This window comes from Fretibacterium fastidiosum (assembly GCF_964642095.1).
Lineage (GTDB): Bacteria > Synergistota > Synergistia > Synergistales > Aminobacteriaceae > Fretibacterium > Fretibacterium fastidiosum.
The window spans coordinates 1,522,366-1,538,122 of the sequence record NZ_OZ209244.1 but is presented as its reverse complement, the minus strand read 5'-3'; the positions used below and the strand labels follow the sequence as shown (position 1 = coordinate 1,538,122).

The following is a 15,757-nucleotide window of genomic DNA, read 5'->3' as shown; positions in this document are numbered from 1 at the left end:
CGCGCCCCGGGACCGCGATAACGCCGGCGCCGCACTCCTTCCGGAGGGATTTGTGGCAGGGGGCCATCCCTCGAAGGCGCAGCGTCCGAAGTTCCGTCCCTGGCGCTTGACCCGAAAACTTTTCTATTGTATACGAACGAGGCGGTCGTTGGCAAGTATCCCCGGCAGCCTTCCGCGCTTTGCCACGGGCACGCCGCTGACCTCCTTCAGGTCCATGGTCATGTCCATGGGCTCCGCGTGGGCGATGTAGCTCCCCACGCCGAACACGTCCGCCCCAACGGCGGCCAGCTCCGCGATGCGGGCCGGCGTCAGCCCGCCGGAGACGACGATCTGGACCCCGTTGAAGCCCGCACGGTCCAGGCGGCAGCGCGTCTCGCGCACCAGGTCCACCGTCACGCCCCCCCGTTCGCCCGGAGTGTCCAGGCGGACGGCGTCCAGCCGATCCCCCAGCGCATCCGCGAGGCGCAGGGACTCCTCGCACTCGTCCTTGAAGGTGTCCACCAGAAAGACGCGGCCGATCCCCCTGGGGACCACTGCGTCGTAGGCGTGCGCCAGCTTCAGCGTGTCCCCGACGATCAGCACCGCCGCGTGGGGCACCGTGCCTGAGGGCTCCCGGCCGCGGAGCTTAGCGCCCAGCACCGTGCTGGCCCCGGCGCAGCCTCCGGGGGTCACGGCCACGGCGTCCATCACCGTCGCCACGGCCGGATGGAGGTGCCGCCCCCCGAAGGAGAGGACGGGCTTGCCGCCCGCGGCGTCCACGCACTCCCGCGCCGCCGTGGCCCAGCCGCAGGAGCTGGCGAGTATCCCCAGCATGGTGGCCTCGTAGACGCCGAAGGCGCCGTAAGGCCCCCGGATGCGGACCAGGGTCTCCTTCGGGGAGAAGCGCTCCCCCTCCGGGAGGGCCTCCACCTCGACGGGAAGGCCGCGCAGGAGCTCCATCAGCTCGTCCAGTCCGGCGAAGAGGCCGTGGGTGCGCGTGAAGATCTCCGCCGCGACAGGCGTGTCCAGACAGCCCAGCGACGCCAGGATATCCCGCGTGTTGACGAAGTAAACGTCCGTTGTCGCGCCAGAGCGGATCTCCTCGTGGGTCGCGCTCAGGAACCGCCCCTTTTCAACCTTGAAGTCCGCCACGTCCTTCAGGGACCCCAGCATCTGCACCGCCCCTCTCTGAATCGTCCATTCCAGCCTTCGCCGGCGGCGGCCCGCGCTACAGGACCGCCAGGAGGAGCGAGGTGAGCATGAAGACCCCCGCCAGGCCGATCGTGAGCTTCGTCAGGCCGGTGAATCGCTGCCACTGCCCCGTATCCGCCTGAGTGCCTCCGCCAAACACGCCGGTGAAACCGCCCTGTTTGCGCTGCTGCGCCAGGACCGCGATCATCATCAGGATCGCGACAACAACGTGTACGATTGACAGCAAAGTACGCAAAGAAATTCCTCCCAATATTCGCCGTTCTGATTCGTCCTCCCCGCAGCCCATGGCTTCAGGGAAAATCCACATTTTTATTCTACCACACAAAGCCCACGGCGCCGCGGGCGCACGCCCCGTATTTTGCCTGAGCCTCACTGCATCAGGATCTCCAGGAGGTTCCTCAGCGCGGCGGCACGGTGGGAGATGGCGTTCTTCATCCTCGGGGGGATGGCGGCAAAGGAGGCGCTCATGCCGTCGGGGAGAAAGAGGGGGTCGTAGCCGAAGCCCCCCTTCCCCTCCGGCGCCGTCGCGATGCGCCCGAGGCACTCGCCCTCGGAGATCAGCGTCCAGCGATCGGGGATGGCCAGGGCGAGGGCCGCCACGAACCGGGCCCGCCGGTCGAGACGCCCCTCGAGGCGCGACAGGAGCCAGTCGTTTCGCGCCTGGTCCGGACCGGGGACGATTCGGGCGGAGAGCACCCCCGGCGCCCCTCCCAGGATATCCACCTCAAGCCCGCTGTCGTCCGCAAGGCTCGGCAGCCCGGTGGCCCAGGCCCAGGCCTGGGCCTTCAGGCGCGCGTTTTCGGCATAGCAGGTCCCCGTCTCCTCCACCTCGATCTGCGCCATCTTCGGCGCAAAGATCAGCTCCCCCACCACCTCCCTGGGCAGCATGGCCGCGAACTCGCGATACTTTCCCCGGCTGCCCGTGGCCAGGACCAGGCGTTCGACGAACATGACCGTCAGGAGCGGGAGGGCATCTTCCAGACCACCGTCAAATCCACGGGGCCTCCGGGATTTGGGGACCTGGAGTCGATGAGGAAACGGACCTGGACGACGGGCTCGAAGTTCTCCTCCATGGTGCGCACGATGGCCGTGAGCAAGAGGAGGCTCTCGCGCTGCCCCATGGAGGCGAGAGCCGACACGAAGGCGGACGAGAGGTCCAGGTAGGCGGTCTCCGCGCTGCGGAAGACGTGCAGGACGGAAACCTTGTCCGCGCCCGGCACCCCGCTCAGAGCGAGGACCGACTTCACCGCCTCCGCCATGTTGTCCTCCTTGAGCCGGGAGACGAAGCTCTTCCGCACGGGCTCCGCGATCCTTCCGTCCTTCACGGAATAGAGCTTCAGCGATACCTGCTGGACGTTTCCGCTCCGGGCGGCGGCGGCTTCCCTGTCCCGCTCGACGGCCGCGTTCAGCTTCGCCAGATCGCTCTGGTTCTCGACGCGGTTCTCAGGCTTCAGCAGGAGCTTCTCATTCAGGGCGTCCATCACCCAGGACGTGCCGAGGTAACCCGCCACAAAACAGAGGAGGATAACGCCCAGCCAGGAGAGAACCCGCAGCATGAGAGGGGCGTCCTTCCGCCTCTGGGTGGGGCGCTGGTCCCTGCGGGGGCGTTTCGGCCTCCTTCCGATCTCATCCTCGTACTCATCCCGATAGGGGCTTCGGCGTACCATCTCTCGATCCTCTCCCTCACATGATTCGTTGAAAACGTCCCGGCGCGGTCGGGGCGGCCCGCCCCAGTCCCCCTTCAAGTCTTAATTCAGGTACTTTGCGACCCCGGCAGCCATCGCTTCGGCGATGCGGGCCTGGTAGCCCGGATGAGCCAGGAGCTTGGCCTCCGTCGCGTTCGTCACGAAGCCCGTCTCCAGGAGGACGGCCGGCATCCCGGCCCCCCTCAGCACGAAGAAGGGCGCCTGGGCGACCCGCTTCATGGGGATTCCGTCTCCCTTTCCGGCCGCAAACAGTGCTTCGGCAAGCCCCGTGCTCTCGCTGATCTTGTTGTTCTGCTGCATGTCGCCCAGGATCTGAAGCAGGACCTCCGTCCGGCGGTCCGACGCCTGGCCGGCGTGGCTCTCCTCCGCCAGCTCCCGATTCTCGATCCTGGCCAGGGTCAGGGCGTCCTTGTCCGTCGGCAGGGCCATGAGGTAGATCTCAAAGCCCGACGTGCGCTTCACCGAGGGCAGCGCGTTGGCGTGAACGCTGACGAAGACGTCCGCCTGCTCCTTGTTGGCGATATCCGTCCGCTCCTGCAGCGTCAGGTAGACGTCCGTCCGGCGCGTCATCACGACGTCGATGCCGCGCGCGTTCAACGCCTTCTCGAGGGCCAGGCCGATCGCGAGGTTGATGTCCTTCTCCCTCACGCCGTTGGCGCTGGCACCCGGGTCCTTACCGCCGTGGCCGGGGTCCACCACCGCCAGCTTCCGCCCCCCCTGCCGCCCTCGTGCGGGGCCCTTCGGAGGGGCCTGGGGGACCGGCTTCCTCTCCTGAGGCGCCGTGATCGTCGTCTCGACCTCCACCGCAGGAGCGGGCGCCGGACGCGGCACCTCCTGAATGCGCGTCTCAGGGGAAAAGAAGAGGTCGAAGACGATCCGGCGGGGGGCGTCCAGCACCATCTTCTCCACCCGAAGGCTGTCGGAGGTGAACGTCAGCTCTGCGCCCCCCTCGCCCTTCTTCAGCTCCGCCTCCACGTTCCTGTAGGGGGACGGAAGCCCCTCCAGGTCCGCTCTGGCAGAGGCGAAGAGGGCGCGGAGGACGCCACCCTCCATCCGCACTTCGGGGTCCGCCCCGTCGCTGGCGTCCGCAACGACGCGGATGCGCCCGGAGGACGTGCTCCAGCGCAGCCCCTGCAGCTCCCCTCCGTCCAGGCTGGGGTGGGCGGGCCGTCGGCCGGGGGCGTCCTTCCGGAAGGTCTCGAACCGCTCCTGGCGACGCGCCGGCTGCTGCGCGACCGGGGCACCTCCTCGATCGGAGGCCGGGCTTGCCGCAACCTTTTCCGACTCCGGCGGAGGGGCGTCCGCGCGAACGGCGGCGGGCTCCTCCGGCCCCGCAGGCTCTGGCTCCACCGCGGCATTGCGATCCGCCTGAAAGCGCAGGCGGTTCCGCTCGCCCTCCCCGGCGGCCCTCTGAAACAGGGCAGCGGCGCTCCCCGCATCCAGCCAGCATCGACCGTCCCGCTCGAAGGGGGCGTCCGAAAGGGGCACGAGGTAGATGTCGCGCCACGCCACCGCGGCGTTCATCACCACCCGAAGGCGGACGTCGTCGCGGACCAGCTGGAGTTCCTCCCCGCTCCGCAGCCCCGTGAAGCCCAGGAGGGCGCCCACGTCCTCCAGGCACACCCAGGCCCCCGCCCGCGGACCCGTCGTCGTGGCGACGGAGCCCAGGACCTCCTCCCCCCGATAGAGGGAGGCGCTGGCCAGGGCGGGAGCGGGCGACAGGGAGCAGCAGAACGCCAGGACGAGACAGGCCAGAAGGGCCCTCGAGCGAAAACTCATGTCACGCCCCCGCGGCGTTCACCGCGCAGGCGACCGCGCGGGGAGCCAGGGGAATCCGTCTCCCGCCCCGGCCCGAAGGGAGCGCCTTGCCGCAGGACCGCTCATCCAATTTACAGGGCTGCAACAGCAACACCTCCGAAGTTTCGAGTCGGACGGCCCGATCAGCGGCCGCCGCAAAAGCGGGCCCAGGGGAGGAAGTCGTCCTCCACCAGGCGGCCGGCCACGCCGGTCGCGTCTCCGGCCCGCCCGTGAAAGTCCGTGCCCGCCGTCCTGTAAAGGCCACGGTGGCCGGCCTCCATCATGCAGCGGAGGGCGTCCGCAGAGGAAGAGCCTCGGGACCAACACTCCACGCCCCACAGGCCACAGCCCTTCAGCCGGTCCATCACCGGGCCCAGGGCGTCGGGGTCCGAAAGGGAGGCCAGGGGGTGCGCCCAGACGGGGAGCCCTCCGGCCTCGAGGATCACCCGAACCGCCTCCTCTGACGGAAGGAGCTCCCTGGGGACGAAGGCCGCCCCTCCCTCGCCCAGGTAGCGCGCGAAGGCCTCCTGAACCGTGGGGACGCATCCCCTGTCCACCAGCGCGCGGGCGATGTGGGGGCGTCCGACGGCGCCCCCGCCCGCGCGTGCCTCGGCGTCCGCCAGCGTCACGGGAACCCCCAGGCCTTGAAGCCGCGAACAGATGGCCACGTTGCGCGCCTCCCGCGTCCGGATGAAGCCGTCAAGGGCACGGGTCAGGGCCGGGGCTTCCAAATTGAAGCGGTAACCAAGGATGTGCAGCTCGTCCCCGTTCTCGAAACGCGACGAGAGCTCCACTCCCGACACGGCGCGGATGCCCCGCCGGCGGCATCCGGCAAGGAAGGCCGGAACCCCCAGGACGGTGTCGTGGTCCGTCAGGGCAGCGACGGCGACCTTATTGAGGGACAACAAACGCACCAGTTCCGACGGACTGAAGGCGCCGTCGGAACTGGTGCTGTGCGTGTGGAGGTTGACGCGGATCAAGGGCTATTCGTTCTCCTCCTGGAGGATCTGATCCAGCTCGAAGAGCGCGGAGACGTCCAGCAGGAGGATCAGGCGGTCGTCGGTGGGCTTGGCCACCCAGAGGACATAACGCTTGTCCATGGCCGAGGAGAGCTTCGTCGCCGGTTCCAGCTGGGTGTCGTAGATGGTGCGCACCTCCCGGACCGAATTCACGATGATTCCGAACATGACGTCGTTGACGGAGAGCACGACGATGCGGGCCTCGTCCGTGAGGGGCGTGGAGGGCATCCCGATCTTGAGCTGCATGTCGAAGACCGGCACGATGGTGCCCCTCAGGTTGATGACTCCGCGGATGTAGGCGGGGGCGTTCGGCACCCGCGTGATGAACGAGGGGACCCGGACGATCTCACGGACGAGGTTCACGTCCACGCCAAAGTCCTCGCTGCTCAACGCAAAGACGAGGTTGATGTGCTCCTCGCCCAGAGATTCAACGTCGACGTCCTTGGGATCCTGCCTGGGATCGTTGGCCGCTTCCGCCACGCTCCCGGCCCTGACCTGTCCGGTCAAGGTCCCTTCCGTCAAAAGCTGTTCAGTCAAAACCCATTCGCCTCCTTACGGACGCACGCAGGGCATCCGTTCTTCCGCGCCGGCCCCGGCGGGAAATCTCGTCGTTTATTATAACGCATCTCCAGATCGTTTGGGAAAGGGGCGCGGCGCCGGCCCCGTCACTTCTCGTCGTCGGAGAGGTCCAGGATTCCCTCCTCCACCGCTTCCTCGCCCGGCACCTCTGCGTCCTCCAGTGCCGGCATGGGGCCGGGCACGCCATCGGGCTCGTCCGCGGGCAGGCCGTCGTCGTCCTCCGCGCCCTCCGGCTTGAAGCCGATGCCCCTGCCCACCTCGGCCAGGATCTCCTTCACGATCTCCTCCTGCAGCGCCGGGTTCGTCGACAGGAACTTCGCCACGGCGTCCTTGCCCTGCCCCAGGGTCTCGCCCTTGTAGGCCAGCCAGGAGCCCTTCTTGTGGATGACGCCGTAGTCCACCGCCATGTCCACCACGGCGACGCCCATGGGGATGCCCTGCCCGTAGATGAGGCTCGTGTGCCCCGTGCGGAAGGGGGGCGCCAGCTTGTTCTTGACCACCTTCAGGAAGAGGTCGTGCCCGATGGTCACATCCCCCTTGTCGATCTTCCTGCCGCGCCGGACCTCGAGCCGGACGGAGGAGTAGAACTTGAGGGCCCGCCCTCCCGTCGTCGTCTCCGTCGGGCCCGCCCCGTAGCCGGTGGAGATGAGGGCGCGCAGCTGGTTGATGAAGATGACGATGCAGTTCGTCTTCGCGACCACCGAGGTGAGGCGCCGCAGCGCGTAGGACATCAGGCGCGCCTGAAGCCCCAGCTGGCTCTCGCCGATCTTGCCGTCGATCTCCGCCTGAGGCGTCAGGGCCGCCACGGAGTCCACCACCACCAGGTCTACCGCGCCGCTTCGGACCAGCGAGTCCAGCACGAAGAGCGCCTGTTCTCCGCTGTCCGGCTGAGAGAGGTAGAGGTCCTCCACCTTCACCCCAAGCGTCGCGGCAAGGCGCGGGTCCAGCGCGTGCTCCGCGTCGATGAACGCGGCGATCCCCCCCGCCTTCTGCGCCTCCGCGATGCCGTAGAGGGCCACGGTGGTCTTTCCGGAGCCCTCCGGCCCGAATATCTCGATGATGCGCCCCCGCGGGTACCCTCCGATGCCGAGGGCGACGTCCAGGGGCAGCACCCCCGACGGGATCACGCTGACGTTGGCTCGCGCGGCATCGCCAAGGCGCATGATGGCCCCTTCCCCGAACTTCGATCGTATCTCGCCGATCGCCTCATCCAGTATCTCCTCACGGGTCTGGGGCGCCTTCTTCTTCGCCAAAAAACTCACTTCCTTCGCATGAAATTTGCCTTATCCCCTACGCCGTCGCATCCCCCAGGGCGCCGGGCTCGAAACACGGCATCAGCGACGGCCGTCCGTCCCGGACCATCCGCCAGAGCTCCGCCATGGCGCAGCTCACGGCAGAGCGGCGCACCTCCTCCCGCCCTCCGCGAAAGAGGCAGTGGAAGGCTCTGCTCTCCGCCCTACCGTTCTTCCTGCGGGACGCCAGCCCAAACCACACGCCGCCCACCGGCTTGAGGGGCGTTCCGCCACCGGGGCCGGCAACGCCCGTCACGGCGACGGAGAAGTCCACCCCACAGAACCACAGCCCGCCGCGGGCCATGGCCTCGGCGCAGTCCTGGCTCACCGCGCCGAACTCCTCCAGGAGCCCCCGCGGCACCCCCAGGAGCCTCTCCTTCATCTCGTCGCTGTAGGTCACGACGCCGCCCCTGAAGACCTCGGAGCTTCCGGGGACCTCGGTCAGCGCCCCCTGGAGCAGGCCGCCGGTACAGGACTCCGCCGCCGTGACGGTCCTGCCCTGCCGGCGCGCCTCCCAGAGCACCGCCTCCGCCAGGGAGCGGCAGCCCAGCGGCAGCGCGTCGGAGAAGCGGGACCGCACCAGGGCCTCGGCGTCGGCCACGCGCACGGGGTCCCCCCGGATCACCAGCTCCACCTGCGGGAAGGCGGGCAGGACGGAGACGTGGAGCTCTCCGTCCCCGACGACCTCCGGGATCCGCTCGACGACGACGGTCTCCGGCAGGCCCAGGACGATGACGGAGGCCCAGCGGCAGGACCCGGCGAACAGGTCCGGCAGCTCCTGCCGCGCCATGGCCGCATACTCCATGGGGACGCCCGGAAGGGCCAGCACGCGGGTGGAGTCCCGACTGAAGGCGATGCCCAGGGCGGAGCCCTCCGGGTTGTAGACGGCCCGCGCCGCCTCCGGGATCATGGACTGGGTGTCGCGGGTCCTCTCAAAGAGCAGCCGCCTCTCCCCAAAACAGCGGCCGACCACCTTATCGTACAGCGAATCGGACCTGAGGGGACACCCCAGGTAGCGCGCGAGGGCGGAGCGCGTTCGGTCGTCGTGGGTGGGGCCGAGGCCTCCCGACAGGACCAGCAGGTCCGTCCTCCCCACCCATCGGCCGAGGACGTCCAGGATCGCCTCATCCCCGTCGGGGATCGTCTCCAACCGCTCCACGGTCCAGCCGGCATCGTGCAGATGCCGGGCCAGAAAGGCGCAGTTTTCCTCCCGCCTCAACCCGCCGAGAAGCTCATCGCCGACGGCCACCAGCACCGCGGAGTTCATTCGCCTCACCTCCCAAGCTCGACCACGAGGCCGTACAGCCATCCAGACCGCAGAAAACAGCTGTTCAACGCCTGAAGGAACAGGTTCACCATGGCGCCGCCGACGAGGTCGTCCGCCATGATCCCGACGCCGCCCGGAAGGCGCTCCGCCGCCGAGACGGGAAAGGGTTTGAGGATGTCGACGATCCGGAACAGGAAGAAGCCCGGCAGGATGAAGGAGGGCGGCAGCAGGAGGAGCGACAGCCACATGCCCGCCACCTCGTCGATGATCACGCAGGCCGGGTCCGTCTCGCCCAGCGCCCGCGAGGCCCCCTCCGAGGCCCACAGGCCGATCAGGCTCACCAGGAGGACCCCCCACCAGGGGACGGGGACGAGGGCGCTGACCAGGCAGGCTGCGGCGGACCCCGCCGTGCCCGCGCCGGACCCCAGCTCTCCGCCCTTCCTCCAGACGCGGAAGCCCAGTCCGAAGAGGGTGGCTGCCTCCACCGAAAGCGGGCGCCTCACAGCCGCGCCTCCAGGGTCCCGAAGAGGTCGCATTCCTCGCAGTCCGTCACGCGCACCCGCACGAGGTCCCCCCGCGCTGCCGTGCCCGCGGCGCAGACCGCGCCGTCCACCTCCGGGGCATCCCGGTAGGACCGCCCCCAGACCTCGCCTTCGGAGCCCCCCTCCGGTGGCTCGGCGTCCTCCACCAGGACGTCCAGGTCCCGCCCCAGGAAGAGCTCGCTCCGGGCCTGGGTGATGCCCGCCTGGAGCTCCATCAGGCGGGCGTAGCGCTCCTCCGCCGTGCTGCGGGGGACCTGGTCGGGGAAGGAGGCCGCCGGCGTCCCCTCCTCCGGCGAGTAGACGAAGGCACCCACCCGGTCCAGCTCCGCCTCCTCCAGGAAGTCCAGCACTCGGCCGAACTGCCGCTCCGTCTCCCCAGGAAAGCCCGTCATGATCGTCGTCCGGATGGCGAAGAGAGGGTCGTTCTCCCGAACGTGGCGGAATATCCGGCGGATGTGCTCACCGGTGGTGCGGCGGTTCATCCGGGCCAGGACGTCGTCGTCCACGTGCTGGATGGGGACGTCCAGGTAGCGCAGGACGGTCCGGCGCCCGCAGAGGAAGTCCACCAGGTCCTCCGTCATGCGGTCCGGGTGCATGTAGAGCAGGCGCACCCACACCCCCTGCGGCAGCTCGGCGTCCAGCGCCGTGAGCAGGCGGCGGATGCCCGGCTCGCCGTAGAGGTCCGTCCCGTAGGCCGTCAGGTCCTGCCCCACGAGGCAGAGCTCCCGCGCGCCTTCGCGGCAGAGCGCCAGGGCCTCCCCGACGAGGTCCTCCACCGGCGCGCTCCGCAGCCGCCCGCGGATCAGGGGGATCGCGCAGTAGGAGCAAAAGGTGTCGCAGCCCTCCCCCACCTTGAGGTAGCGGGTCCAGGGCGCGCCCTCCCCCAGGGCGACGCGGCGGCGGACCCTTCCGGGAACCGCACCCCTGTCCGCTCCGGCAAGCCAGTCCACGATCCGGTCCCAGTCCTCGGCCCGCGCGAACAGGTCCACGCTGGGCAGCTCCTTCCGCAGCTCCGCCTCGTAGCGGTTCACGAGGCACCCCGCCACGACGATGTGCCTCAGCGTCCCGGCTCCCTTCATCGCTTCGAGGTCCAGGATCGCGTCCACGTTCTCCTTCACCGCGTCCTGGATGAAGCCACAGGTGTTGATGATGCCCACCTCTGCCTCGTCCGCGCTGGCCACGATCCGGTGTCCCGCGGACACGAGGCGCCCTCCAAGGCGCTCGCTGTCCACCGCGTTCTTGGCGCACCCCATCGTCAAAAGGAAGACGTTCAAGTCAGCGCTCCATCCCGCAAAAGTTCCGCGACACCTACTTGCCCCCGGACTTCCGGACGGTCCCGTCGGGCAGGTAGAGGTACGTCTCCGACTTCTTGGACCCCTTCGGGTTCGCCGGGCCCAGCTCCCTGCCGTTCAGGATCACCTCAGCCGCGTTCGGCCGACCGTAGACCACGCGGGCCTGGGCCGGAAGGTCCCAGGAGACCACGTTCCCGCGCTTCAGGGTCTGGGAGAAGACCAGCTCCTCCCCGATGGTCACCCGCATCCAGACGTCCGCCTTCGCCCGGATGGCGAGCGAGGGCTTCGGCTGCGGGGCAGGCTTCTCGGCCTTGACGGGCGCGGCGGAAACCGGTGCGGCCTCCATGGAGGCCACGTCCAGGGACAGCGCGTCGACGGAGAGGACGTCCAGGGATGCCTCCCTGCCCCGCTCGTCCACCGAGGCGTTCTGAGCGAAGCGCCAGAAGGGATCGGAGAGGAGGTTCTTCAGCGAGAGGTCGCCGCTGCTCCAGGCGTACCACACGTAGCCGCCCGTGCCCAGGAGGGCGGCCAGCAGCACCAGGAACAGCCAGAAGTGCGACACCGGCTTGAAGCCCTTGGGGAAGCCGCTGCTCCCCAGGAAGTTCGGCGCGGGCTCCGGCCTGTGGGGCTGCACCCGCTTCAGCTGCGCCATGAAGTCCTCCTGGAGGTCCGCGCCTCCGACGGTCTTCAGGTAGGTGCGGATAAAGCCCTTGATGTAGATGGGCTCCGGGAAGCCGTCGTAGTTCCCCTCCTCGATGCCGCGGAGAAACTCGAGGCGGATGCGCGTGCGCTCGTAGACGTCCTCGATGGTGAGGTTCGCCTCCTCGCGCCGCTCTGCGGCCATGCGCCCCAACTCCCTTAAAGCGTTATCTCGCTCCAAATCCGGCATTGGAGAGAGCCTCCTTCACTTTTGATCTCATCCTGTCCAGACAGGCCGCGGGGTCCGGGCTGTTGAACACGGCGCTTCCGGCGACCACCACGTCGCACCCGGCCAGGACGGCCCTGCCGACGTTCTCCTCCTTGAGGCCCCCGTCCATCTCGATCAGCCAGGACCAGCCGCGGGAGGCCCTGAGGCCGGCCAGCTCCCGCGTCCTGTCGAGGGATTCCTCGATGAAGCCCTGCCCCCCGAACCCCGGCGTGACGGACATCACCAGCACCAGGTCCACGATGCCCAGCACGGGGCGGATCCTCTCCACGGGCGTCGCGGGTCCGATGGCGATCCCCGCCCGAACCCCGGCCCTTCGGATGGAGGAGAGCTCCGCGTGCAGGAGCTGAGGCTCGACCTCCGCGTGGACGGTGACGAGGGAGGCGCCGGCGTTCAGGAACAGCGGCAGAACCACGTCCAGCCGGTCCGTCATCAGGTGGACATCGATAAAGGCGTCGGGCCAGCGGCGGCGCATCGCGGCGGCGACGGCCGGGCCGAAGGACAGGTTGCGCACGAAGTGCCCGTCCATGACGTCCAGGTGCAGCCAGTCGTGCCGCCCGCCGAGGGACTCGACGGACTCCGCGATGCGCAGGGGGTCCGCCCCCAGCACGGAGGGCGCAAGGAGGACCCTTCGGCCCCTGCGGCTCTGCCCGCCCGCGTTCCTGCCGTCCTCAGTCTTATCCATGGGAATTAACACCTTCCTGAAAAGACTCTGCCCGACGACCGGAGCCGCCGGGGCTCGTTTTCTATTTGTGCTTCTCCTGCCAGACGCGCTTGTCGCCGAGGTAGACGCTCACGACGCACTCCCCCGTGTAGGGAGCCTCGACCTGCACGTTCTCGCCGCTCCTGGCCTGACGGTTCAGGACGTCGCGCCTTCCCGACGGGTCGGTGACCTCGATGCGGAGGCTCATGGGGCTGGTGAGGGGCGGCACCTGATAGCGCACCCGGGCCACCTTGCCCCCCGCGGGCGTCCGCTGCTGCGGCGTCGGGGCCGGCGCAGCCTGACGCGCCGCCTCGCCCTCCCCGCCGGGGCGCAGCGTCCGCCTCTCCTGGTCGAACACGCTGAGGTTCGGGTCGGCCTCCCTGATGGGCGTGTCGGTCGGCGTGGCGGTCCCGTCCCCGATGAACACGTCCCCCTGTCCCGGCACCTTCACCACCAGGGGCGCAGGACCCGACGCCGCGGGCCTTTCGGCGGACTCCGGCCCCTGCGGCACCTCGACGCGGCGCACGATGCCGCCGGCCCTCCTGCCGTCATCGGGCGTCGGACTCGCCTCCACGTAGCCGGCCGGCCGCCGCAGCGTCGCGATCTTCAGCTGGACGCCGGCCCCCGCCGCCAGGGACGTCCCCGCCCCAGGCCGGGTCTCGATGGCCAGCCCCTCCGGCATGAGGGGACTGTAGACCTTCTCGACGGCCTCCACCTTCAGGCCGCTGGCCTCCAGGAGGGCGCGGGCTTCCCCCTCGCCCAGGCGGTTGACGTCGGGGACCCTCACGGTGCCCTCCGGTCCCGCCCCCCCCTCGCTCATCAAGAGGTCGATCTTCCGGGACACGGGGACGTTCGCCGGAGACGCGGGGCTCTGGGCGACGACCGTTCCGCCCGGCTGGCTGCCGTCCCGGATGCGGAGGACGTCGCCCAGGGAGAAGCCCTCCTCCTTCAGGCGGCCCTGCGCGCCGGCAAGGGTCTGGCCGCGGACGTCCGGCACGGCGTGGAGCTCCCCGCCCCGGCTGACCTGCAGGACCACGACCTGGCTCCTTCGGGCCCTCGTCCCCGGCTCCGGGGACTGTCCCAGGACGCGGCCCTCCGGAAGCGACGAGGCCACCGGCTCGACCTGCACGACGAACCCCAGCCGCTCCGCCTCCGCCACGGCGTCCACGACGGTCCGCTCCCTCAGGGGCGGAATGACCAGCTCCCCCGCGGGCCGAAAGAACACCGTGTAGAAGGCGACGGCCCCCGACGCCAGAATTATCAGCACCACAAACAGCAACGTCCAGCGGATCATCTTGCCCAAGGTCTCAGGCCTCCGTCCTCTTTTATCCTCATGACAGCCTCATCGTCGCCGCGCAGTAAAAGCCGTCCAGCCAGGGGTTTTCAGGCCAGATGTACGTCCCCCACGGGCGTCCCCGGCGGAAGGGGGGCCCCTCGGGGCGCGCGGGAAGCTCCGCGCACTCCGGGTGGGCCTCAAAAAAGTCCGCCATCACGCTCTCGTTCTCTCCCCGCAGGAGGCTGCACGTGACGTAAAGTATAATACCACGGGGCGCGGAGAGCGCAAAAGCGCGTTCCAGAAGCGCCCTCTGAGCGGCCGCAAGCCGGTCCAGCTCCTCCCAGGTCAGGCGCCACTTGGCCTCCGGCTTTCGGCTCCAGGTGCCGCTGCCCGAACAGGGCGCGTCCAGCAGGATCAGGGACGGCGCCTCCTCCGGCTCGAGCTTCAGGGCGTCGCCGCACCGCAGCCGGGCTCTGCCCTCCACGCCGAGCCGCCGCACCTCCCGGAGGGCGCTTCGATGCCGCCCCTCCGACAGCTCCCAGCCCTCGAGCCGGGCCTCCGGACAGGCGGACAGGATCTGAGCCGCCTTGACGCCGCGGCCGCAGCACATGTCCAGGATCAGGCCGCCCCTGTAGCAGCGCCGCACCATGTCCGCCACCAGCATGGATCCTTCCGTCTGCATCGTGGCGAGCCCCTCGTCGAAGCCCGGCACCTCCGTCGGCAGGAGGGTGTCCTTCAGCCGGACGGCCTCGGACAGGTCCGAGGGCTCCGCCTCCACGCCGGCCTCCCACAGCCGCGCCAGAAGCTCCTCCCTCCGGCCCGGAGCGGGCCGGAGCGCCGCCGCCGGGGGGAGGGGCAGGAGCTCGAACAGGCGGTTCAGGTCCGCCCGCTGCCAGGTTCGGGTCCAGGCGGGCAGGGACCACCGGGGCACTCCGGCCCAAAGGGCCCGATCCTCCAGGGCCGGGCTTCGGCGAAGCGCCTCGACGCGCTTCGCCCCCTCCTCCCCCACGTTGTGGAGCACGGCGTTCACCAACGGAACCCACCGCTTGAGAGAGCGGGCCTTCAGGTCGTCCAGCAGGGCGTTCACCAGCACGCCCCCCGCGAAGCGGCGAAGCTCCAGGAGCCCCGCCGTCCCCGCCAGCAGGGCGTCCTGAACCGCAGGAGGAAGGCCCTTGTGGCCGCCCTTCGCGCCCTCCTTCAGGAAGCCCCCGTAGACCTCCTGCCACAGCTCCCGACGCCGCAGGGCGATGTAGACCAGCGACGAGGCCAGCGCGGCGTCCGCGGGCTTCATGCCGATCCTCCTCAGCGCCTCGGAGGCAAAGCGCCCCGCGCGCACCTGCTCCAGCACCTGGAGCGCCGCTTCGATCCCCCGCAAGGTCCGTCACCTCGAAAAACGGATGGAGCACCCAGGCGCTCCATCCGTCTCGACGCACGACGCCGCGGCCGCCGACCCCATCGGCCTACCGGTTCCGCGAGTTGCGGAGCAGCAGGAGCCGCACCAGCTGGAGCACGGCCATCAGCGCGGCCGCGACGTAGGTCAACGCAGCCGCCCGCAGCACCCGGCGTGCCCCTCCCAGCTCGTCCGGGGCCAGCGCGCCCGTCTCCGCCAACAGCCACAGCGCCCTGGAGCTGGCGTCGAACTCCACGGGCAGCGTCACCATGTGGAACACGACGACCCCGCAGAAGAGCAGGATGCCGACGTTGAGCAGCATGGGGCTGCCCATGAAGAGCCCCAGCAAAAAGAGGGGCATGGACAGGCCCGACACGAGGTTCACCGCCGGGACGATGCTGTTCCGGAACATCAGCGGAGCGTAGGACCTGCTGTGCTGGATGGCGTGCCCCACCTCGTGGGCCGCGACACCGATGGCCGCGATGCTCGTGCTGTCGTAGACGTCCTCAGACAGGCTCAGCGTGCGGGAGGTGGGGTCGTAGTGGTCCGTCAGGCTCCCCGCGACGCGGTTGACGGGCATGTCCCCCATCCCGAAGCGCGAGAGCAGCATCCTCGCCACTTCCCGCGCCGTGACGTTCTCCCGCGAGTGCACGCAGCTGTAGTGGGCAAAGGCGGACTTCACCTGCCACTGAGCCCACAGGGAGAGCAGGAGCGGCGGGAGCAGCAAGAGCACCGTCGAATCCATATAATAGGGAAACACAGGCCTTCATCCTCCTTA

General features: G+C 69.4%; 17 protein-coding genes. All 17 read right to left on the bottom strand.

All coding sequences use genetic code 11. The annotated features are described in order from the left end of the window. Positions 1-123 precede the first annotated feature (123 nt). Complete coding sequence (locus tag ACK28C_RS06720; protein ID WP_409151956.1) at positions 124-1,152, bottom strand: nicotinate phosphoribosyltransferase; 1,029 nt, start codon at positions 1,150-1,152, stop codon at positions 124-126. A 55-nt stretch (positions 1,153-1,207) separates the two neighbouring features. Further along, a complete protein-coding gene (secG, locus tag ACK28C_RS06715; protein WP_208873533.1) occupies positions 1,208-1,426 on the bottom strand; it encodes a preprotein translocase subunit SecG in 219 nt (72 codons plus the stop codon). 134 nt (positions 1,427-1,560) lie between these two features. Continuing rightward, positions 1,561-2,142, bottom strand: a complete 582-nt coding sequence (locus ACK28C_RS06710) for a non-canonical purine NTP pyrophosphatase (protein ID WP_015556841.1) — start codon at positions 2,140-2,142, stop codon at positions 1,561-1,563. A 5-nt stretch (positions 2,143-2,147) separates the two neighbouring features. Continuing rightward, positions 2,148-2,858 carry a GerMN domain-containing protein gene (locus ACK28C_RS06705; RefSeq protein WP_015556840.1) on the bottom strand — a complete coding sequence of 237 codons (711 nt, stop codon included), beginning with the start codon at positions 2,856-2,858 and terminating at the stop codon, positions 2,148-2,150. An 81-nt stretch (positions 2,859-2,939) separates the two neighbouring features. Further along, entirely contained in the window at positions 2,940-4,676 is a 1,737-nt protein-coding gene (locus ACK28C_RS06700; protein WP_409151955.1) for an N-acetylmuramoyl-L-alanine amidase, read from the bottom strand. Position 4,677: 1 nt separating this feature from the next. Continuing rightward, a complete protein-coding gene (locus tag ACK28C_RS06695) occupies positions 4,678-4,800 on the bottom strand; it encodes a hypothetical protein (RefSeq protein WP_409151954.1) in 123 nt (40 codons plus the stop codon). A gap of 37 nt (positions 4,801-4,837) precedes the next feature. After that, on the bottom strand, positions 4,838-5,674 hold the full coding sequence (locus tag ACK28C_RS06690) for a PHP domain-containing protein (protein WP_409151953.1): 837 nt from the start codon (positions 5,672-5,674) through the stop codon (positions 4,838-4,840). Positions 5,675-5,677: 3 nt separating this feature from the next. After that, positions 5,678-6,250 carry a chemotaxis protein CheW gene (locus ACK28C_RS06685; protein ID WP_243440649.1) on the bottom strand — a complete coding sequence of 191 codons (573 nt, stop codon included), beginning with the start codon at positions 6,248-6,250 and terminating at the stop codon, positions 5,678-5,680. 128 nt (positions 6,251-6,378) lie between these two features. Then, positions 6,379-7,545 carry a recombinase RecA gene (gene recA / locus ACK28C_RS06680; protein WP_208873529.1) on the bottom strand — a complete coding sequence of 389 codons (1,167 nt, stop codon included), beginning with the start codon at positions 7,543-7,545 and terminating at the stop codon, positions 6,379-6,381. Positions 7,546-7,582: 37 nt separating this feature from the next. Continuing rightward, the gene (locus ACK28C_RS06675) at positions 7,583-8,851 is read right to left on the bottom strand and encodes a nicotinamide-nucleotide amidohydrolase family protein (protein WP_409151952.1); all 1,269 of its coding nucleotides are present in this window, start codon (positions 8,849-8,851) and stop codon (positions 7,583-7,585) included. Positions 8,852-8,856: 5 nt separating this feature from the next. Further along, positions 8,857-9,354 (bottom strand): phosphatidylglycerophosphatase A, encoded by a 498-nt coding sequence (locus tag ACK28C_RS06670; RefSeq protein WP_409151951.1) that lies wholly within the window; start codon positions 9,352-9,354, stop codon positions 8,857-8,859. Beyond that, positions 9,351-10,667 carry a 30S ribosomal protein S12 methylthiotransferase RimO gene (gene rimO, locus ACK28C_RS06665; RefSeq protein ID WP_409151950.1) on the bottom strand — a complete coding sequence of 439 codons (1,317 nt, stop codon included), beginning with the start codon at positions 10,665-10,667 and terminating at the stop codon, positions 9,351-9,353. The genes ACK28C_RS06670 and rimO overlap by 4 nt, the downstream gene beginning before the upstream one ends. A gap of 34 nt (positions 10,668-10,701) precedes the next feature. Then, positions 10,702-11,574, bottom strand: a complete 873-nt coding sequence (locus ACK28C_RS06660) for a helix-turn-helix domain-containing protein (RefSeq protein WP_409151949.1) — start codon at positions 11,572-11,574, stop codon at positions 10,702-10,704. Beyond that, positions 11,552-12,295 (bottom strand): ribulose-phosphate 3-epimerase, encoded by a 744-nt coding sequence (gene rpe, locus ACK28C_RS06655; protein WP_409151948.1) that lies wholly within the window; start codon positions 12,293-12,295, stop codon positions 11,552-11,554. Before rpe ends, ACK28C_RS06660 begins: the two co-directional genes overlap by 23 nt. A gap of 61 nt (positions 12,296-12,356) precedes the next feature. After that, positions 12,357-13,607, bottom strand: coding sequence for a PASTA domain-containing protein (locus tag ACK28C_RS06650; protein ID WP_409152647.1), 1,251 nt, complete (start codon positions 13,605-13,607; stop codon positions 12,357-12,359). 37 nt (positions 13,608-13,644) lie between these two features. Then, positions 13,645-14,964: an RsmB/NOP family class I SAM-dependent RNA methyltransferase gene (locus ACK28C_RS06645; RefSeq protein WP_409151947.1), complete on the bottom strand. Its 1,320-nt coding sequence runs from the start codon at positions 14,962-14,964 to the stop codon at positions 13,645-13,647. An 85-nt stretch (positions 14,965-15,049) separates the two neighbouring features. Then, entirely contained in the window at positions 15,050-15,739 is a 690-nt protein-coding gene (locus ACK28C_RS06640) for a zinc metallopeptidase (RefSeq protein ID WP_409151946.1), read from the bottom strand. Positions 15,740-15,757: the final 18 nt, after the last annotated feature.